The organism is Halpernia frigidisoli (assembly GCF_900113805.1).
Classification (GTDB): Bacteria; Bacteroidota; Bacteroidia; order Flavobacteriales; family Weeksellaceae; genus Halpernia; species Halpernia frigidisoli.
The window spans coordinates 194,829-213,699 of record NZ_FOQT01000001.1; the positions used below are offsets into that span (position 1 = coordinate 194,829).

The window sequence follows — 18,871 nt, forward strand, 5'->3', positions numbered from 1 at the left end:
GGTAATTTTAAATCAACATTTCATAATTTAAAATTTCCTTGGGAAGTAATAAATATTTTAAAAACAAGAAACCCCTAAAATTATTTCAAAGTAATTTAAGGGGTTTTTCCTGAGGTTTCGAGCGGATTCGAACCGCTGTAGATGGTGTTGCAGACCACTGCCTAGCCACTCGGCCACGAAACCGTTTTTTAAGAAGTGCAAATATAAGGTTTTATCTTTTTCTGGAAAAGTTTATTAATACTATTTTCCCAGATTGTCCAAATCATTTTGAAGAGTGGTCGCCGCGTCATATTTTTTCTTGACTATAACGCTTGTATGCGTTAAAGAATCGTGCCATCCGCCACTTCCTAAAAAACTTAGTTGATCCAAAGGAATTGCCCTTGAAATATTTCTTAAAAAATAATCTTTGAGCGAAAGTGGTTTCCCGTTATTTTTTACAGCAATTGTTCCGGTGATATATTTGCCGACACTTCTTCCATTAGTTGCCCATTCTGTTAAAAATATAAAAAGACCATAAAAAATAAGCGACAATAACCGATCAAAAATTTTATTATTGTCTTCAAAACTATTAATAATAGCATCAACAGAATCTGGAAAAAATATTTCTAAGACAATTCCAACAAGGTTAAAAAAGATGATCACAACTACATAAATAAAAACAAGATCAATGATGTAATTTAAAAAACGAAGACCTTTGTCTGCCTTGTTTTCGTAAACAATTTTTAAAATTTTTGCCATTTTTTTCTAAATTTATTTAAAAATTAAATTCCCTGCAATTTTATTTGTAAGGTAGCTTGGGTTAAGATGACAGCGGTAATTCCGTTTGGAGTTAAAAGAATTTGATGGGGCTTAAGTTTAAAAACTTTCCCACTGATTTTTAGACCTTTGTAATAATCTTTGTTAAAAGCCTCTTCAATACTGCTTTTTGAACTTAATTCAAGATCTGCAGTTGGAATACCGTAATCTTCGGCAATCATTTTTACGATCTTGTTTTTAAATAAAATCGTTAATGTTTTTTGAAAAAAATTGCTGGTTTTTAATTTAAATTTTATGTCACTTAATACGATTTTATGTTTCACTTCATCATAAACCGGAATGCCTGAAATATATGAAGTTCCATTAATTGTCCCCGAAGTTTCCGCTTCGATCATTAATCGGTTTTCTTCGCCGTACACTTTAATTCCCGTAATTGTTACCGAATAATTTCCGTCTTTAAAATTATATTTTTTATTCAAAAAAGTTTGTTTCGCAATTTCCGTTGCTGATTCGTAGGGAATATTTGAAGTTGTATTTAAAGTAAACGCATTTTGAAGCTGCGGTACAAAATTAAAATTTCCGATCGCTCCAACAACAGGCGAAGTTTGAGGTTTTAAGCCTGTGAAAGTTTCAGAATAAATATCCAAACCAATATTTGTTTGAATTTCATTTCCAAAGAATTTCAGCGGTGTAAGATTTACATTTAACGGCGTAATTTTCAACCAAGTTTTAAAATCTTCCGAAACATTAAATGGTTCTACGAAAAGATTCCACGCGGTAATTGCAAGTTGCTGGAAATTAAGTTGCGTTTTCATCTGTTCATCGATGGTCGTGCAAAATTTCGCCTGTTGTTCTTTCAAACTGTTTTCAACCAAAGACGTAATTGGCACTTTAATTCTACCGTAATCTAAAACTGGTTTTGTAACCCATTTGAATCCATTTGCCGTTGTTTTTGTAGAAATTATCCAGTTATTATTGGCTGTCAATTGCGTGTTGAAAAACATCGTTGTTTCAAAAGTTGTATTTTGATACGTGTAAACGCCCAAAGTGCCTATGCCTTTTTCGGCATAAATTTTTAATGAAACTGCGATCAATAAATTATCATGCGTGCCGCCGACAATTCTGATCGGTTTTGTTTTCCAGACTTTTACTTTAAACTGATCGTTATTATTGTCCTCGAACGAATTATCTTCGTAAATCAGATCTTTTACTGAAGAATTAACCATTGAGGAAATTTCACTTAAAGGAATTTTCACCGGCATCGTAATGCTCGATTTTATTTTTGGAAAAGCATAAGTTGGCGAAATTATCGGCGTTTCTTGTGCAGAAATTGAGAAAAATAAAAATAAAATAAGGAATTTAAATAATTTCAAAATGATCAATTTTTAAAATTAATAATAGTTAGAATTCGCAATTATACTTTCGTAATTTGATTCTGCTAATTTTCCTTTCTCAGCGTAACTTTTTAAAACTGAAAGATTTTTGATAGAATTTTCTTCGGTTTGTTCAAAAAAATAAACAAGTTTTTCTTCGTTTTGTAAATTTATAAACAACTCGTTATTCGTTCCCAAAGATTTTAAACCGCGAAATTCACCTTTAATATCATTTCCTTTTATTCTTACTGTTGCGATATTTTCTAATGAATAAATGTTATCTAAAACTTCAATTTCATTTTCTTTAAAAATTAGCGTTCCCATGAAAACACCTTTTTTCTGTTGAAAAAAATTGTGCTGTAAAATTTTGACAACGATAAAAAAGCCTAATAAAACGCCAGCAATTTTAAAAACTATTTCTTTATGAAAATCGACATACCAAAAAAATATTGTCGCAAGAAAAAAAACTATTAAAAAAATAGTCAGAGAAATGATTGTAAAATTTAATATTTTACTAATTTTTAATTTGCTTTCTTTTGGTTTTTCTAAAACTCGGAACATTATAATTTACTTTTAAATTTATTTAAAGCTTTCTTCAATTTCTACACTTACGCCGTCGATTTCGCCTTTCATCGGCGGATTTGTTTTCGTTAGTTTCACTTTTACAAATGAAATTATTGGGAAAGTATTTTTAATATTATTAATAATTCTTCCAATCACGTGTTCTAAAAGTTGAGATGAAATTGCCATTTCAGAATGAAGAATATCATTAATTTCGGCGTAATTTATCGTGTCTTTTAAATCATCAGATTCTGCGGCTTTTGATAAATCTGCGCTGATTTCCACATTTAAAATATAGTAAGTTCCCAGAATTTTTTCTTCTGGTAAAACACCGTGATAAGCGTAGATTTTTAGGTTTTCGAAGAGGATTTTTGAGGTCATTTATAAATTGTTGGCTTTGGTGGAAGAGGATAATAAAAAGTTGTAATATGAATAACTTTACTCTTTCCAATTCTATTATTTACACAAATTAAATTAATTTCCTCTTTTTCAGGAAAATCTAAACCCTCTTGAAATATAAAAACTTTTTTATCTTCAGAATAAAAAGGTTGAGAATAAAACGAAGTATTTACATCTCTTCCGTCATTATGATTATAAAAACTTTTATTACAATTTGTTTTTAGCGAAAAAAAATCTTTGGTGTAAACATTGTTTTTTGAGTGAAGAAAATAGTTTAAATCCCTTTTAGTTATAATTTTTTCATTAATTAATTCTTGAAATTGTTTATCTAAAAAACAACTTTTAAGAATTTCTTCAGAATATCTTTTTTTTTGATTTTTTATAGAATCATTTGTCAAAATTCTTAATTTTTGAAAATTTGAATTTATCGAGAAACTTTTAATATGTCTTTTGCAAACTTCATCTAAATAATCTTGTCCTATATAATTTTGCAGATGATTTTTATGACTTTCTTTACAAGAAAATAAACCAATTATTAAAAAAAGCAAAATTTTATTTTTCATTTTAAATTTATTCAAACTTTGTCAAATAGATTAGATAAATTTATATTCAGCGAAATATTGCAGCCCGACTTGAGTGGAAATCCTTTTTGTGTAGCAAAGCGGAAAAAAAAGATTGGGAACGGAAGGCGGAAATTGCTGCCCAAAAAATGCTTAATCTATTTTATACTTTTACTCATTTCCAACATCGCTTCTATCGGTTTTAAGGCTTTTAAACGCAATTCTTCGTTCATCGTGATTTCTGGCAATTCATATTTCATGCAGAGATACAATTTTTCTAAAGTGTTTCTTTTCATATAAAAGCACTCACTGCAATTACAACTTTCATCAAAAACAAGCGCGGGAATTAATTCTTTTTGCGGCGCACGTTTTTTCATTTCGTGCAAAATTCCTTCTTCCGTAGCAACGATAAACTTCTGACAATCATCATTTTCGACATAACTTAAAAGGGCAGAAGTGGAGCCGATAAAATGCGCCAGATCTAAAACAGCTGTTTCAGACTCTGGATGCGCGATCAATTTTGCACCAGGATTTTCCGCCAATTGTTTTGCGATTCTTTCCATAGAAAAGGCTTCGTGCACGATGCAACTTCCGTCCCATAATATCATCTCGCGGCCCGTTTTTTTAGACAGATATTTACCTAAATTTTTATCAGGCGCAAAAATTATCGGTCTGTCTTTTGGTAAAGATTCGATGATAACTTCGGCATTTGAACTAGTTACAATGATGTCTGATTCTGCTTTGGTTTCAGCGTTGCAATTGATGTAAGTGGCGATCAAAGCATTTGGATGTTTGGCGCGCATTTCACGTAAACCCTCTCCGCTGCAACCATCTGCAAGAGAACAACCGGCCTGTAAATCCGGCAACACCACTTTTTTTGTAGGATTCAAAATTTTTGCTGCTTCCGCCATAAAATGAACACCACAAAAAACGATCATATCGGCGTCGGTATTTTTTGCCTCACGCGCCAATTGAAGAGAATCACCCAAAAAATCTGAAATAACCTGAATATCCGCCGTCTGGTAATAATGCGCCAAAATAATGGCGTTTTTTTCTTTTTTTAAATCTAATATTGCCTGAACTAATGCCTCACCTTTTGGAATTTCAAATTCTTTCAAATTCAAAAATCCGTGAATTGGAAGTGTTACTTTTGCTTTTTCTAATGCGTTTTCCATAAGTATTTTTAAACAATTAAAACTGTTATTAACGAAGGTAAAGGTTTGATTTTTAAACTAGTACCCAAAAACTAAAACCTACAATCTAATTTTTTAATTAAATCCCTCAATAATTTTAGAGAAATCTTCGATTTTCAATGCAGCGCCGCCAATTAAACCGCCGTCAACATCTGGTTTTGAAAAAATTTCTTTTGCATTGTCCGGTTTCACAGAACCGCCGTATAAAATTGAAATCTCATCTGCGACTTCTTTTTCGTATTTTTCAGCGATTAAATTTCTGATGAAAGCATGAACTTCCTGCGCCTGATCTGCACTTGCTGTTTCACCTGTTCCAATTGCCCAAACTGGTTCGTACGCGATCACTACTTTTTGTATTTCATCTGCCGAAAGATTGAATAAAGCCGTTTCAGTTTGATTTTTTACAACGTCTAAATATTTACCGGATTTTCTTTGTTCTAAATTTTCACCATTGCAGTAAATAGGCGTAAGATTTTTATCAAGAAGATTTTTGATCTTTACATTGGCCTGAGAATCAGTTTCGCCATGAAATTGGCGTCTTTCTGAATGAGAAACCAAACTTCCATTTATACCAATTGAACTGATCATTTCTACGGAAGTTTCACCAGTATAAGCACCAGATCTAAATTCCGAAATATCTTGGGAAAAAACACCAATTTCTCCGTTGTCAAATGTATCTTTTGCCGTTGTCAAGTACAAACTTGGTGGCGCGATCCAAACTTCGCAATTTGTTTTATTATTTTTTTTATATTCTAAAAGTTTTAACATTAATTGTTTTGCTTCAGAATAATTTAGATTCATTTTCCAGTTTCCTGCGACAATATTTTTTCTCATTTTAGTTTATTTTCCAGATTTTTTTCATGGTCGTATAATAATTGTGTTCTTCTTCGGAAACATCATTATCAGCTTTTATAAGAGTCTTGGCAAATTTCAGAAATTCTTTTCTCTCTTCTTTGGTTGAATCGTCAAGGAAACATTTGGCGTGAAATTCAAAATGTGCTTTCCATTCTTCCGTTTTCAGCGTGGCGATAACGTCAAGTTCATTATCAAGATCAATATTAAAAGGAAATTCAGTTGCCATGTAATTTTGAACTAAAATTCCTTCTTCTGGTGTAAACTCAAAATCAACAGATGACAATATCATTAAAAGATGATAACCTGCGATTGATTTATTAGATTTTTGCATAATTTTTTATTTTTTTAAGTAATCTTCCATAGAAGATTTTGCGATGATTTTTCCGTTTTGTAAAGTTAATATAAATGGATTACTTCGTGCAATAGTTTTAATTGCTGTGCCGTCCATCATTGCGTTATTAATACCAAAAAAAGTATTTGGCGCGTTCGAAACGCCCAACAGTAAAGCATCTTTATTGCTTTTCATTTTTTCAATGGCAGTTGTAATATTTTTTTTGTCCATATTTGAAGGATCATAAGAAAATATTAGAATGGCTTTAGAAACCATAATTATTTCATCTGTAAAAACATTTCCTCTTTCGTCCTCGATCTTAAATTTTGAAATTTCCGACGTGTAACCGGGATTTACCATTTCTGACGTGGTTTTATCCGATTGAAGTTCAAGATTTTTGTCCTGCCAATAATTTTTTGAAATATAATCGTCCTGATTTACCTTAATAATTTCACCCGTTTTTTTATTTTTTAAAGAATAAAAAGTTTTAAATTCTGACGGATTTGCTTCGATTTTCAACTGTTCTGCTTTTATATCTGTACCAATTTTGTAATCTCTAAAGTCGATTAATGGCTCATGTTTTATACCGTAATAAATATTAAACAGAAAGTCTAAAATTAAAATAACAAAAACAGAATATCTCAAAATTTTTGAAGATGAATCTGAGTAATCTTTTCTGTACAAATAATAAAGAATGAAAAGTAATACCAGAAAAATAAGATCTTTTCCGAAACTTTGCCACGGTGTAAATTTAATAGCATCGCCGAAGCAACCACAATCTGTAACGACTTTAAAATAAGCAGAATAGAAAGTTAAGAAAGCAAAGAAAATACATAGTAAGATCAATAAATTTAGCGTCCATTTTAATTTAATTTTTAAAACTAACATCAATCCTAAAATCAATTCTAAAAGCACCATAAAAATGGAAAGTGGCAATGCAGACTTCTCTAAAAACGGCATATTAAAAACAGAAGCAGAAAAATATTCTTCCATTTTAAAGGAAAAACCAATGACGTCAATCGATTTTACAAAACCTGAAGCAATGAAAATTAAGCCGACAAAAATTCGTAATATATTTTTAAGCATATTTTTAAATAAAATGAGTTTCAGCAGTTTTGTTTTCCTCTGAAAATTTTATGAGACAAAAAACGGCGTAATTTAAAATGTCAAAATAATTAGCGTCCAAACCTTCCGAAACCAAGGTTTTGCCGTTGTTATCTTCAATTTGTTTTGTTCTTAAAACTTTTTGGTAAATTAAATCCGTGATGGAAGAAATCCGCATTTCGCGCCACGCTTCACCGTAATCATGATTTTTTTTCTGCATTAATTCCGTTGCTTCTTTCGCATAGAAATCATATAATTTTAAAATTTCAGTTTGATTTTCGTCTAAAGTTTCGCTAAAACCTTTCTTTAATTGAATCAAACCAATGATTGAATAATTGACAATCGCGATAAATTCGCTTTCTTCGCTTTCGTCGATCAACTGTTTTCCTGTGATCTGAATCGTCCGGATTCTGTTTACTTTAATATAAATTTGATCAGTGATCGAACTTGGCCGCAAAACACGCCACGCAGCGCCGTAATCTTTGAGTTTTTTTTCAAAAAGTTCGCGGCAAGTATTGATGATTTGCGAGAATTGTAATTGGGTATTTTGCATAAAATTTCTTTGCGCCTCAAATATAGTGAAAATTTGAATTTTTAGAAGTTGTAAAGTCGTTTAGTTGCAAAGTTGGGACGCCGACATTTATAATTTAATTCTTAATTTTGAACTATGATTTCAGACTTTCAAAAACCATGTCATTCTATTAATTGCAAAGGAAAATTAGTCGATTTAAATAAACCCAAAATCATGGGAATTTTAAACCTCACGCCCGATTCTTTTTCAGATGGCGGACAATTTTTTGACGAAAAATCGGCTTTAAAACAAGTTGAAAAAATGGTTTCTGAAGGTGCAGATTTTATTGATATTGGCGCACAATCGACGCGTCCAAAAGCCGAATTTCTTTCTGCGGAAACTGAAATTGAACGATTAGGAAACATTATTTCGACAATAAAAAAAGAATTCCCGGAAGTTTTAATTTCTTTGGATACTTTTTATTCGGAAGTGGTAAAATTTGGTTTTGATCAAGGAATTGATTTGGTTAATGACATATCTGCAGGACAATTTGATCCTCAACTTTTGGAAACTGTTGGAAATTTAAAATTGCCTTACATTTTGATGCACAATCATTCCGAATATTCCAAAATGCATGAAAAAATCGAACATGAAGATCTGGTTTTGACTTTAAATTATTTCTTTTCAGAGAAACTTTTAGAGTTGGAATATCATGGAATTACAGATTATATTTTAGATCCGGGTTTTGGTTTTGGGAAAACTGCGGAACAGCAATTTCAATTAATTGATGAGCTGGAATATTTGAATTTTGGCAAAAACCCATTGTTAATCGGTATTTCGCGGAAATCTTTTATTTACAAACCTTTAAATAAATCGCCTTTGGAAATTAATGACGAAACGCAAAAATTACATTTAAAATGTTTGAAAAAAGGCGCGAAAATTTTGAGGGTTCATGATGTGGCGGAAGCAAAAAAGACAATTGGGTTTTTTGAAACTAATTTAAATTAGCAATTTTCTCAGCGTATTCTTCAGCAAACCTTTTTTGATCAATTTTTAATTGCCCGATTTCTTTGGGCAACAAATATTCGAACAATGCTTTTTCTTCTTCGTCCAAAAAAAGGATGAGTTTTTCTTCGCCGTCAATCATTAATGCGAAAACGTCCCACATGGATTCGCCTTTTAGTTTTAATAATTCAAAAAAACTACCTGCTTTTATTTCTATTGTTTTCATTCTTTGGCAAAATTAATTTAAAATTTCTTGTAAAGCCGTAGAAACTTCTTCAGCGTTATTCAAAACCATTAAATGACTTCCATTTTCTATTTCAAAATCTGGTGGCAAAACTTTTAAAGGTAAAAGATGATCGTTACTTCCATGGATTCTGTGTAAATTTTGTGGTAAATAATCGTTTTTCCAGTTGATAATTTGTTCGATGGCCCAAACCGCAAAATCTAAATCGGTGTCTTTTAAAACTTCTTTTAATAAGTTTTTATCTTCTTCGTTTTTCACACCAAAAAGCCAATAAACAAAGAAATTGGTTTGTTTAAAAAGTTGTTTTGGAATTAATTTATTTAATTTAAAATAAGCTGCAAATTTGTATAAAAAGGGAATTTCAGATTTGTCTTTCGCACTGGAAATTAAAATTATTTTTTCAGTTTTTATTTGTTTCGCAATTTCTACAGCTATTATTCCGCCAAAGGATAGACCGATAATCACGGGATTTTCTTCAGTAATTTGAGTTAATAATCGGGAAGCATAATCTGCAATGTTTTCATTCTTTTTTGTTGGGAGCCACTTTATGAAAACCGGCGTGCAATTGTAGAAATTTAAACGATGAAACATTCTTTCATCTGCGCCAAGTCCACTTATTAAAAATATTTTTTTTGACAAAATCTATATTATTGGGATTCTAAAAGTACTAAATTATTTCTGACTTTTCTTCTACGCGATCATTGCGTAAGCGATTGGAACGGCATCCTTTTCTATTATTTTTTTTTAAAAAAATGAAAAAAAAGATATAGTGGAAAGCGCGGTGCTTCAAATAAAAAAAAGGATTATTTTGAAATAAATAATCCTTTTTTTTATTTAAAGCATACGCCCAAAATTTAGAAACCTAAGAAGCTAAATTTCAACTGTAATGCAAAATTTTCTTTGAAAACCGGCGTATTATAGTAACCAACGCGGTAGAAAAAGCCTAAATTAAATCTAGTAGAAAGAAAATTATTATACTGCAAACCAAATTCCTGGTAAAGGTGATCTAACGGCTGGAATTCAAAGTTATGGTACTCAGGATGCTTCATATCACCGATGATCCCGCGATAAATGACATCAAAACTGGAAATGTTTTTGCCAAAACTTTTAAAGTAAAGCGGAATTCTTTGTGAAACGTAGTAACCGGCAAATTTATCATTGTAGTATTTGCCGCCCTGCATTGTTGCAAATCCCAAATAACTACTCAAATTGAAGTGAGAAAGCAAACCTGTGATCTCTCTTCCGCCCAAACCATTTGCGGAAAACTGATGCCAGATCGGTGTATCCGAAGTAGAAAAACCACCAAATAGGCGAACGCCTGTGTCACCTAATTTTGATTTAAAAACATGGTTTAACATAGCGTCAACTCTGCTGTACTGAAGATCGCCGCCCAAAGTTTTTATACCTTGTTCGTAATTTAAATACAATTCCGGATATTTCTGCTCATAAGTATATTTCCCCGAAGGCGTCATGATATTTTTAGAATTTGGCGAAAATTTAATAGAAACCAGAGTCGCAAAATTATCAAATTGATTGCCTAAATTTTTATAAGTATATGGAAAAAGCGATTCTTCTTTGTCTTTTTTTGCAGAAACATTGATGGTAATTCCGTTCGTAATATCGTTTTCGTAGGAAAGTTTTAATCCTTGAAAACCATAAAAACGGTCATTTTTTAAATCTACGCCTGCATTACTCAACTTCATGCGGAAATCCCACTGGTTTTCACTAAAACGTCCAGCAGCCTGCACATCATCATAATATTCTACACGAAAAAAGGAATTTTTTTGAAGTGTGGTTTTAAAATCAACACCGACTCCGTATTTAAAACCTCTATCTTTAAAACCATAAGCTATGTAAGCGTCCGGGGAAATATATTTGTTAAAATTTTCGTTTAATTTTATACCTAATCCAACGCGCAATCCTTCATACTGATCGTAACCAAGTAACTTTGCAGCGTTAAAATCGACAATTCCGTAGCGAACTCTTCCTTTTAAAAGATTGCTATAAAAACTAGCTTTTCGGTCAAAATTTTCTTTTTGTCCCAAACTGTCAATTTTCACATATGTATTTTGCTCGCGTTCATCAAGCGGCAGCGTGCGGTATTGCGCAAGGGTAGAACCGTCTGATTTTTCTACACTCATCGTGTAACCACCGAAATCCTTCGAAGTAGCCACAGAAGGAGATTTAAAATCGAAATAGTCAGAATTTACATAAATATAATTACCGAATTTCGTCTCTTTTTCATCCTTTTTTTCTTTCGGAGAATTATCTTTAAAAGAAGTGTCACCGGCTTTTATTTTTACATTTTCTTTTTCTAAAAACCATTTGTTGTCGTGGAGATTCCAGATTGAGGTAATACTGCCTTCGCTTTTTATTTTGCTATTACTTTCTATTTTCTTTAATCCGTAAGTTTGTTTGTCAACATAGAGAAGTCCGCTGAATTTTCTACGGTTCGTCGCTTCCTGTTTGCCAACCGGACGAAAACGAATCACGTAATTTTCACGACCGTCAATTTGTATAGAATCTGTTAAGAAAAATCGGTAAAGATTTCTGTTTTCTCTTTTTATTTCTTTGGGAATTTCCTTAAGATTTGAGCGAAAAGCCATCAATTCATAAACCGGATTTTGCAAACCTGAAACACGATTGTCCAACACATTAACCTTATCCCCATATTTTTGTGAATAAAGATGTTCCTGAACGCGTTCCCAAAGAAAATATTTACTCGTTTTTACGATTTTGGAAACGTTGACTAATTTTACAGAATCTTCTTTTTTCTTCTCTGAAAGATTATTTGGAGATACATTTTTTAAGGAATCATTTCTTTTTGAAACATAATCTCTGTAAGTCGAAAGACTGTCTGTGTTGATATCGTAGGCGATTTTATTATATGATTTATAACTGTAAGATTCTAAACTTTTTGGAGAGTTTTCGCTATATTTTTCATTTACGAGATTCAAAATCCGCAATGCCCGCGGATCGCTAATGTCGTTAACAACAACACCTTCGATATTTTTTTCATTTTGATCTTCTTTAGCTAAAGAAACTTCCATTTTTTTATCAACAACCGCGTCATCCTGAATAAAACCGACTTTGTAAATGCTCACTTTTGAACATTTGGATTTAAAATTTAAATTTCCTTGTGCATCAGTATAGCCGATTACTTTATTATTACAGCTTATTTTAGCACCCGAAACTGGAGTGCCATTTGCGTCAGAGACAACTGTAAGCTTTGATTGTGCTGAAAAAAAAGTGGAAATGATGAGGAGGAAAAAAAGAGATATATTTTTCATAAAATATTTTTAACAAATTTATAGTAATTATTAAGATTTTTTACTTTTTCTGCAAAAGAAAAAAGGGTGTCAAAAATTGAACCCTTTTCTTAATTGTATATTAAAAAATTTTTAAATTTCTAAAGCCATTTGATACGCTTTTTCTAAACCTTCAAGGTTTTTTCCACCTGCCGTTGCAAAACCAGGGTTTCCACCGCCGCCGCCTTGGATTTCTTTTGCCATATTTTTAATGATATTTCCCGCTTGAAATTTTCCTTCCAGATCTGCAGAAACGCCAACGGTGATCATTGGTTTTCCTTGCGAATCAGATAAAATAATGGTTACAGAATTGGGAATTTCTTTCTTTAATTGGAAAACCAGATCTTTCACAGAACCTGCATCAAGCGAAGTTTTCTTTACTAAAAGCATTTTCCCGTCTTTTTCTTGGTAATTATTTTTCCAGTCAGAAACTTCGCTATTTGCTTTTTCTTTATTTAAAGAATCGATTTCCGATTTTAAATTTGAGTTTTCTTCTAATAATTTTTCAACAGATTTTTTAAGATCTTTAGTTTTTAAAAGTTCAGAAAGTTCTTTAATTTCTATTTCTAAATTTTTAAAATATTCAGAACTTTTTTCACCAGAAATCGCTTCAATACGTCTGATTCCAGCCGCCGCTGAAGTTTCTTGCTGAATTTTAAAATGACCAATTTCGCCTGTATTTTTCACATGCGTTCCGCCACACAATTCTTTGGAACTTCCAAACTGAATTAATCGAACATTATCGCCGTATTTCTCCCCAAAAAGAGCCATTGCGCCTTTTTCCATGGCTTCAGCAATTGGAATGTTTCTAAATTCTTGTAATGCTAAATTTTCTTTAATTTTTTGGTTGACTTTACTTTCAACCAAAGCCAGATCTTCTTCGCCGATTTTCCCAAAATGTGAAAAATCAAAACGAAGGTAATTTGGACTTACAAAAGACCCTTTTTGTTCGACGTGCGTTCCTAATACATCTCGCAAAGCCTCGTGCAACAAATGTGTCGCAGAATGATTGGCTTGGGAATTTTGGCGGTCGTCATTCTTAATTTTAGCAAAAAACAAGGCACCGGCATCTTTTGGCAAATCTTTAATTAAAGAAATATTAAGATTATTTTCTTTTTTAGTTTCCAGAATTTCAATTATTTCTGGATTATTTTCAATATTAAATAAATTAGGATTTGAAATATCAAAATCTTTCGCATAAGACGGAATCAGAAAACCTTTATCGCCAATTTGTCCGCCACCTTCTGGATAAAAAGGTGTTTTTGCTAAAACAATTTGGTGAAAAATTCCATCTTTATTTTCTATTTTTCTAAATCTGTTAATAGAAGTTTCCGTTTCAGATTCATCGTAACCAACAAATTCTTGTGGACTTTCATCTAAAATTTCCCAGTCGTAAACTTTCTGTGCAGAAGATTTTTTAGAACGCGTTTTTTGATTTAGCATTTCTTCGTCAAACGCTTTTTCATCGATGCTTAAACCTTTTTCTTCTGCAATAATTCTTGATAAATCTGCGGGAAAACCAAACGTGTCGTACAATTCAAAAACCTGATTTCCAGGAAGAATTTTTTCGTTTTTAAAAATCGTTTCTGTAATAATATGATCAAGTCGAAGCAAACCGGTTTCAATGGTTTTTAAGAAAGAATTTTCTTCTTCTTTTATAACTTCAGTTATCAGTTTTTCCTGTTTAATTAATTCCGGGAAAAAATCGCCCATTTCATTTTTTAAAACTGCAACCAATTCAAAAAGAAAGGCTTCTTTCATATTTAAAAAACGGTAAGAATAAGAAATTGCTCTACGCAAAATCCTTCGTATAACATAACCTGCGCCTGTATTTGAAGGTAATTGTCCGTCTGCAATCGCAAAAGAAACTGCGCGAATATGATCGACTAAAACACGGATGGCAATGTCTTTTTCATCTTCTAAAATCCCGGTGTATTTTTGACCGGAAAGTTCTTCAACTTTTGAAATTAAAGGCGTGAAAACATCGGTGTCATAATTTGAAGTTTTCCCTTGCAAAGCCATACACAAACGCTCAAAACCCATTCCTGTATCGACATGTTTGTTGGGTAATTTTTCTAAACTTCCGTCGGCTTTTCGGTTAAATTCCATGAAAACCAGATTCCAAACTTCTACAACTTGCGGATGATCGTTATTAACCAAATCTAAACCGGAAACTTTTGCTTTTTCTTCGTCGCTTCTGATATCAATGTGAATTTCTGAACACGGTCCGCACGGTCCGGATTCACCCATTTCCCAGAAATTATCTTTTTTATTTCCATTAATAATTCGGTCTTCTGAAATGTGTTTTTTCCAGTAATCAAAGGCTTCCTGATCTCGTCCTAAATTTTCGTTTTTGTCGCCTTCAAAAACGGTAACGTATAAATTTTCTTTTGGAATTTTATAAACTTCAGTTAATAATTCCCACGCAAAATCAATGGCTTCTTTTTTAAAATAATCACCGAAAGACCAGTTTCCGAGCATTTCAAACATCGTGTGGTGGTATGTATCGCGGCCAACATCGTCCAAATCATTGTGTTTCCCGGAAACGCGCAAACATTTTTGAGTGTCTGCAATTCTTGGCGAACTTGGCGTTTTGTAGCCTAAAAAGTAATCTTTAAACTGCGTCATTCCAGAGTTGGAAAACATCAAAGTGGGATCATCCTTTAAAACAATTGGTGCAGAAGGCACGATTTGATGCTGTTTACTTTTAAAATAATCTAAAAATTGCTGACGGATATTTTGTGAAGTCATTTTGCTTTTTAATAATCTGCAAATTTAAGAAAATTTTGAGTGTTAAAAGTTGACAATTTATACGATTTGTGAGAAAAACCTTGTCAAGGTTTCAAACGTTGACAAGGTCAAAATTGCCGTTTTCTTAAACTAAAAATAGAAATGCAGAATAAAATAAAATAACCAAAAACAATCAAAAATGCTGAGTTTGGAAGTTTAAAAAAATCTAAAAGTGAAGGTTTTATTGAATAGAAAAAATCAAGAAACCATTTTGAATATCTATTTTCTGAAAGAATTTGTTCATATTTAAACTGATAGAAAGTTTGTGAAATCTGATCATTGCAAAGATAACAAGGTTCGTCAATCTTATTAGGATCTTTATAATTTACAACTGCAAAAACATTTCCAGTTCCATTCAAGTCAATAAAGTAGTTAGCGTTTTTGGCAATATGAAAATCGTTTAGGATAGAAGCGAAATCACCATAAGTGCTGTTTTTGTTTAAAACAAATTCAAGTCCAGCATATTTAATATTATTTTCAGTTAATTTTTTAATTTCTGAAACATAAAATTTAGAATTGCTTTTTGCTAATTTGCTTGGAACAATAATTTTTTTACTATTTAAATCCTTTGAAGGATTTAAATCATATTGTGAAACCAAGTTTTTAGCAGATTCTACTTTTGCTGGCAGACCGATATCCATCACATTTGGAATTGGCTTTTGAAGTTCTCGATTTCCCAAATACCAAAATACCAGCGGAATAAGAATTGCGCTGATCATTCCGGGAACGTAATATATTTTCTTTAAAGTTTTCATTGAAAAATTAAAGTTAATGAAATGTATTTTGTTTTTATTAAATTCTTTGAAAATAGCGAAAATTTGCAGCCCGACTTGAGTGGAAATCCTTTTTTTGCATTTGAAAAAAAAGATTGGAAACGGAAGGCGGAAATTGCTGCCCCAAAAAAAATCCGCAAAATAACTTTGCGGATTTTTATAAATATTGATATTATTCAGTTGATTTTTAAACTAAAACCTAAAAACCATAACCTAATACCTAATTACCAATCTCTCTTTTTCAAGATTAAATAAGAACCTGCGATAAAGATAATTGACCAAACTACACACGCAATTAATGCGCCTGTTGGATAGTGAAATTGATATTCCATTCCTAATATTTTCGCCAGTTTTAGTCTGTTAAAAGGTGCTTCGATCAATTTTGACATGCTGCTTAAAGGTAAATAATCTGAAAAAAATGTTTTTTCTTCCATTACTTTCATCACTTCTTTTGGATTTAAACCTCTTACGTTAGCAAACTTTTCAATTCCGCTTGCGATGCCTTCTACAAACCACAAAACAAAAAATCCTAAAAATACAAAAATTGATTTACGAAGTAAAATTGACAAAAACATGAGGAAAGAAAAGAAGGTGAAAAGTTTTAGAAAATAGTTTCCGATGAAGAAAATTTCCTTGAAGACTGCTTCGCTGTCCTGGTTTTCAGAATAAGTTTTGCCTAAATAAAGCGTGATCAAAAACACCAAAACTGTTGATGCTAAAGAAAATATTAAAATAGTGGAAAGTTTGGAAATGATAAATTCTTTCCGACTTAAACCGTCAATTAAATTCTGTTTAAACATTCGGTTTGAGAATTCCTGGCAGATGGAAAAAATAATAATACAGCCCAAAAATATTTTAAGCAAACCTACAATGTAAGTCGTGAAATTCCAGATTTCGGGAAAGTTGTAAATGCCTTCTTCCCTTAAATTGATATTCTTTCCGAATAAATCAAAATCAATTAAACCGACGAAAAGTAAGAGGATTACAATAGAAAAGTAGAGGATCGTGAAGATTTTGAAGGGCTTGTAATTGTAGTTTTTCAGCCATTCTATTTTTATTAATCTGTTCATGTTATTTTTTTACAAGTTCTAAAAATTGGGTTTCAAGGCTTTCTTTTTTCTTCACTAAATGAGAAAGGAAAATATCTTTTTTTACTAAAATCTGGTTTAGATCTTTCGCGGAAATATCATCAGAAATCTGCGCAACGATTAAATTTTCTTTCATTTTCACCGATGAAAATAAATTTAAATCAGTTAAAATTTTCATCAAATTTTCAGGATTTTCTGCATTTAATTCGAAAAAACCTTTGCTGTTGCTCATACCTTCGACACTTCCTGAATAGAGCGACGTTCCATTTTTTAGAACGATCACGTGACTGCAAATTTTTTCAATCTCGTCAAGTAAATGGCTTGCAATTATAATTGTAGTTCCGGTTTTTGCGATATTTGAAATAATTTCACGGATCTGAATAATTCCTTCCGGATCCAAACCGTTTGTTGGTTCGTCTAAAATTAAAACTTGCGGTGAATTCAACATCGCAGAAGCAATCGCTAAACGCTGTTTCATTCCCAGCGAATAGGTTTTAAAAGGATCTTTTTTTCTGCCTAATAAGCCAACGATTTCTAAAACTTCGTCAATTTTAGTAAAGGGAACACCTTTGATTTCAGCAACAATTTGTAAGTTTTTTTCAGCACTTAAATAAGGATAAAAATTGGGTTGTTCGATAATTGCACCGATTTTTTTTAAAGTATCAGTCGAAGTTCCTTTTTCGCCAAACCAGTACCAATCGCCGGAAGTTGGGTTTATGGTCGTTAATAACATACCAAAAGTCGTCGATTTTCCGCTACCGTTTGGACCGAGAAGTCCGTAAACATTGCCTTTTTCTACATCAAATGAAATATTATCAACGGCCATATGTTTAAATTTTTTGGTGAGATTTTTCACCGAAAGTACATTTTCCATTAATTATTTGTTTGCTTATTTAGTAGTTTTAAAAGTTATATTGTTACAATTTTCAGTTAAAGTTGAAAAAGTCAAATCTTAAAATTTAAATGGTATTTATTTTATAATAGTTCTAAATTGGTTAAAATTTTTAAATTTGATATTCTAAATAAGATTTAATGGCTGTTTTTAAAAATGTAGATTGTGATGATTTCATCGGTTATAAAGATTTATTCGATTATATTTCCGATGCGGTTGAACCTTTTATTGGGAAGGAAGAAAGTGACAATTGGGGCATTCAAAAACCTGCGGGAATTATTTTATATGGTCCGCCTGGTTCCGGGAAAATATTTTGGGCGAATAAAATTGCAGAAATCACAAAGTATCAATTTAAGGAAGTAAAACAGCATTATTTGGGCGCTACTTTCGTGAATGGGAAACATGAAGATTTCAATCATTTTTTGGTTAATGCCATAAAAGAAGAAAATGTTTTGCTTTTTTTAGAAGATTTCAATACATTGATGCAAGAAAAAAATAGTCCGGAATCTGCAAATTATGAGGATCAGGAAACCAAAGAAATTGTGCTTCATTACATCAGTAAATTTGAAAAAGAAGGTGTTTTAGTCATAGGTTCTGCCGATTTTTTACAAGGTATTGATCCTGAAATTTTAGCACCCGGAAGATTTGATGTTTTAATTCCGATCTTTCCCCCAAATGCTGATGAACGCGCAGAATTGTTACTTTTTAATATGATAAAAGATTTAAATGATAAAGCAGATCTTTTAACAATTTTAAAGGAAAGTAAAGCAGATTCTATTGATTTTTGGAAGCCTATTTCAGAGAAAATGAAAGCCTTTTCAAACACGATGATCATTGATTTTACCCAAAGTTTAAAAAAGAAATTGCGAAAAGAATTTCTAAAAAATAAAGATAACAAATTGATTGGTGAAAAATTACTGGAAAGTGCGCTGAAAGAAGCCTCGTCAAAGTTGACGCCTGATTATTTAAATAAAGTGGATCAGTTTGTAGAAGACGTGAAAAAGAATAATTCTGATGATTTTGAAGATAGAATCTTATCCCTTGAGGCAGAATTGGAAACCTATAAAATCCAGCCCAAATCTGAAAATCCGATTGGCTTCCATCACAATGAATAACTGAAATATTCAT

At 31.8% G+C, this 18,871-nt stretch carries 19 protein-coding genes and 1 tRNA gene; 2 read left to right on the plus strand and 18 right to left on the minus strand.

Annotated elements, in window-relative coordinates:
* Nucleotides 1-112 precede the first annotated feature (112 nt).
* The 11 genes from BM238_RS00940 to BM238_RS00990 all read right to left on the minus strand — a co-directional run bounded on the left by BM238_RS00940 (nt 113) and on the right by BM238_RS00990 (nt 7,685).
* Nucleotides 113-183, minus strand: a tRNA-Cys gene (locus tag BM238_RS00940).
* Nucleotides 184-240: 57 nt separating this feature from the next.
* Nucleotides 241-738 (minus strand): RDD family protein, encoded by a 498-nt coding sequence (locus BM238_RS00945; RefSeq protein WP_090078318.1) that lies wholly within the window; start codon nt 736-738, stop codon nt 241-243.
* Nucleotides 739-761: 23 nt separating this feature from the next.
* Entirely contained in the window at nt 762-2,129 is a 1,368-nt protein-coding gene (locus BM238_RS00950) for a DUF4403 family protein (protein ID WP_233741886.1), read from the minus strand.
* An 18-nt stretch (nt 2,130-2,147) separates the two neighbouring features.
* The gene (locus BM238_RS14455) at nt 2,148-2,690 is read right to left on the minus strand and encodes a hypothetical protein (protein WP_090078319.1); all 543 of its coding nucleotides are present in this window, start codon (nt 2,688-2,690) and stop codon (nt 2,148-2,150) included.
* 18 nt (nt 2,691-2,708) lie between these two features.
* Entirely contained in the window at nt 2,709-3,071 is a 363-nt protein-coding gene (gene folB, locus BM238_RS00960; RefSeq protein WP_090078320.1) for a dihydroneopterin aldolase, read from the minus strand.
* On the minus strand, nt 3,068-3,652 hold the full coding sequence (locus BM238_RS00965; protein ID WP_090078321.1) for a hypothetical protein: 585 nt from the start codon (nt 3,650-3,652) through the stop codon (nt 3,068-3,070). The genes folB and BM238_RS00965 overlap by 4 nt, the downstream gene beginning before the upstream one ends.
* Nucleotides 3,653-3,807: 155 nt before the next feature.
* The gene (gene nadA, locus BM238_RS00970) at nt 3,808-4,824 is read right to left on the minus strand and encodes a quinolinate synthase NadA (protein WP_090078322.1); all 1,017 of its coding nucleotides are present in this window, start codon (nt 4,822-4,824) and stop codon (nt 3,808-3,810) included.
* Nucleotides 4,825-4,917: 93 nt separating this feature from the next.
* The gene (tpiA, locus tag BM238_RS00975; protein WP_090078323.1) at nt 4,918-5,676 is read right to left on the minus strand and encodes a triose-phosphate isomerase; all 759 of its coding nucleotides are present in this window, start codon (nt 5,674-5,676) and stop codon (nt 4,918-4,920) included.
* A 1-nt stretch (nt 5,677) separates the two neighbouring features.
* Nucleotides 5,678-6,028: a tellurite resistance TerB family protein gene (locus BM238_RS00980; RefSeq protein ID WP_090078324.1), complete on the minus strand. Its 351-nt coding sequence runs from the start codon at nt 6,026-6,028 to the stop codon at nt 5,678-5,680.
* A 6-nt stretch (nt 6,029-6,034) separates the two neighbouring features.
* The gene (locus BM238_RS00985) at nt 6,035-7,114 is read right to left on the minus strand and encodes a BT_3928 family protein (RefSeq protein WP_090078325.1); all 1,080 of its coding nucleotides are present in this window, start codon (nt 7,112-7,114) and stop codon (nt 6,035-6,037) included.
* A 4-nt stretch (nt 7,115-7,118) separates the two neighbouring features.
* Nucleotides 7,119-7,685, minus strand: coding sequence for a DUF1599 domain-containing protein (locus tag BM238_RS00990; protein ID WP_090078326.1), 567 nt, complete (start codon nt 7,683-7,685; stop codon nt 7,119-7,121).
* Nucleotides 7,686-7,799: 114 nt separating this feature from the next.
* Between BM238_RS00990 and folP the strand changes: the two genes are divergently transcribed.
* Nucleotides 7,800-8,651, plus strand: coding sequence for a dihydropteroate synthase (folP, locus tag BM238_RS00995; protein WP_233741887.1), 852 nt, complete (start codon nt 7,800-7,802; stop codon nt 8,649-8,651).
* Here the strand turns inward: folP and BM238_RS01000 are convergent.
* The 7 genes from BM238_RS01000 to BM238_RS01035 all read right to left on the minus strand — a co-directional run bounded on the left by BM238_RS01000 (nt 8,638) and on the right by BM238_RS01035 (nt 17,725).
* Nucleotides 8,638-8,874 (minus strand): hypothetical protein, encoded by a 237-nt coding sequence (locus BM238_RS01000; RefSeq protein ID WP_090078327.1) that lies wholly within the window; start codon nt 8,872-8,874, stop codon nt 8,638-8,640. The two genes, folP and BM238_RS01000, sit on opposite strands and share 14 nt — an antisense overlap.
* Before the next feature lie 12 nt (nt 8,875-8,886).
* Nucleotides 8,887-9,531, minus strand: coding sequence for an alpha/beta hydrolase (locus tag BM238_RS01005; RefSeq protein ID WP_090078328.1), 645 nt, complete (start codon nt 9,529-9,531; stop codon nt 8,887-8,889).
* Between the two features lie 215 nt (nt 9,532-9,746).
* Nucleotides 9,747-12,182, minus strand: a complete 2,436-nt coding sequence (locus BM238_RS01010; RefSeq protein ID WP_090078329.1) for a DUF5686 family protein — start codon at nt 12,180-12,182, stop codon at nt 9,747-9,749.
* A 111-nt stretch (nt 12,183-12,293) separates the two neighbouring features.
* Nucleotides 12,294-14,951 carry an alanine--tRNA ligase gene (alaS, locus tag BM238_RS01015; protein WP_090078330.1) on the minus strand — a complete coding sequence of 886 codons (2,658 nt, stop codon included), beginning with the start codon at nt 14,949-14,951 and terminating at the stop codon, nt 12,294-12,296.
* A gap of 107 nt (nt 14,952-15,058) precedes the next feature.
* On the minus strand, nt 15,059-15,745 hold the full coding sequence (locus tag BM238_RS01020) for a hypothetical protein (protein WP_090078331.1): 687 nt from the start codon (nt 15,743-15,745) through the stop codon (nt 15,059-15,061).
* A 242-nt stretch (nt 15,746-15,987) separates the two neighbouring features.
* A complete protein-coding gene (locus BM238_RS01030; RefSeq protein WP_090078333.1) occupies nt 15,988-16,833 on the minus strand; it encodes an ABC transporter permease in 846 nt (281 codons plus the stop codon).
* A gap of 1 nt (nt 16,834) precedes the next feature.
* The gene (locus BM238_RS01035) at nt 16,835-17,725 is read right to left on the minus strand and encodes an ABC transporter ATP-binding protein (RefSeq protein WP_090078334.1); all 891 of its coding nucleotides are present in this window, start codon (nt 17,723-17,725) and stop codon (nt 16,835-16,837) included.
* Between the two features lie 158 nt (nt 17,726-17,883).
* Between BM238_RS01035 and BM238_RS01040 the strand changes: the two genes are divergently transcribed.
* Complete coding sequence (locus BM238_RS01040; protein ID WP_090078335.1) at nt 17,884-18,858, plus strand: ATP-binding protein; 975 nt, start codon at nt 17,884-17,886, stop codon at nt 18,856-18,858.
* Nucleotides 18,859-18,871 lie beyond the last annotated feature (13 nt).

Bases quoted from the DNA above. Each gene is read 5' to 3' on its own strand.
- BM238_RS01030 (WP_090078333.1), bottom strand. From the start codon at position 16,833: ATGAACAGATTAATAAAAATAGAATGGCTGAAAAACTACAATTACAAG.
- BM238_RS00990 (WP_090078326.1), bottom strand. From the start codon at position 7,685: ATGCAAAATACCCAATTACAATTCTCGCAAATCATCAATACTTGCCGC.
- tpiA (WP_090078323.1), bottom strand. From the start codon at position 5,676: ATGAGAAAAAATATTGTCGCAGGAAACTGGAAAATGAATCTAAATTAT.
- BM238_RS01000 (WP_090078327.1), bottom strand. From the start codon at position 8,874: ATGAAAACAATAGAAATAAAAGCAGGTAGTTTTTTTGAATTATTAAAA.
- BM238_RS01010 (WP_090078329.1), bottom strand. From the start codon at position 12,182: ATGAAAAATATATCTCTTTTTTTCCTCCTCATCATTTCCACTTTTTTT.
- BM238_RS14455 (WP_090078319.1), bottom strand. From the start codon at position 2,690: ATGTTCCGAGTTTTAGAAAAACCAAAAGAAAGCAAATTAAAAATTAGT.
- BM238_RS00985 (WP_090078325.1), bottom strand. From the start codon at position 7,114: ATGCTTAAAAATATATTACGAATTTTTGTCGGCTTAATTTTCATTGCT.
- BM238_RS01035 (WP_090078334.1), bottom strand. From the start codon at position 17,725: ATGGAAAATGTACTTTCGGTGAAAAATCTCACCAAAAAATTTAAACAT.
- nadA (WP_090078322.1), bottom strand. From the start codon at position 4,824: ATGGAAAACGCATTAGAAAAAGCAAAAGTAACACTTCCAATTCACGGA.
- alaS (WP_090078330.1), bottom strand. From the start codon at position 14,951: ATGACTTCACAAAATATCCGTCAGCAATTTTTAGATTATTTTAAAAGT.
- BM238_RS00965 (WP_090078321.1), bottom strand. From the start codon at position 3,652: ATGAAAAATAAAATTTTGCTTTTTTTAATAATTGGTTTATTTTCTTGT.
- BM238_RS00980 (WP_090078324.1), bottom strand. From the start codon at position 6,028: ATGCAAAAATCTAATAAATCAATCGCAGGTTATCATCTTTTAATGATA.
- BM238_RS01040 (WP_090078335.1), top strand. From the start codon at position 17,884: ATGGCTGTTTTTAAAAATGTAGATTGTGATGATTTCATCGGTTATAAA.
- folB (WP_090078320.1), bottom strand. From the start codon at position 3,071: ATGACCTCAAAAATCCTCTTCGAAAACCTAAAAATCTACGCTTATCAC.
- BM238_RS00945 (WP_090078318.1), bottom strand. From the start codon at position 738: ATGGCAAAAATTTTAAAAATTGTTTACGAAAACAAGGCAGACAAAGGT.
- folP (WP_233741887.1), top strand. From the start codon at position 7,800: ATGATTTCAGACTTTCAAAAACCATGTCATTCTATTAATTGCAAAGGA.
- BM238_RS01020 (WP_090078331.1), bottom strand. From the start codon at position 15,745: ATGAAAACTTTAAAGAAAATATATTACGTTCCCGGAATGATCAGCGCA.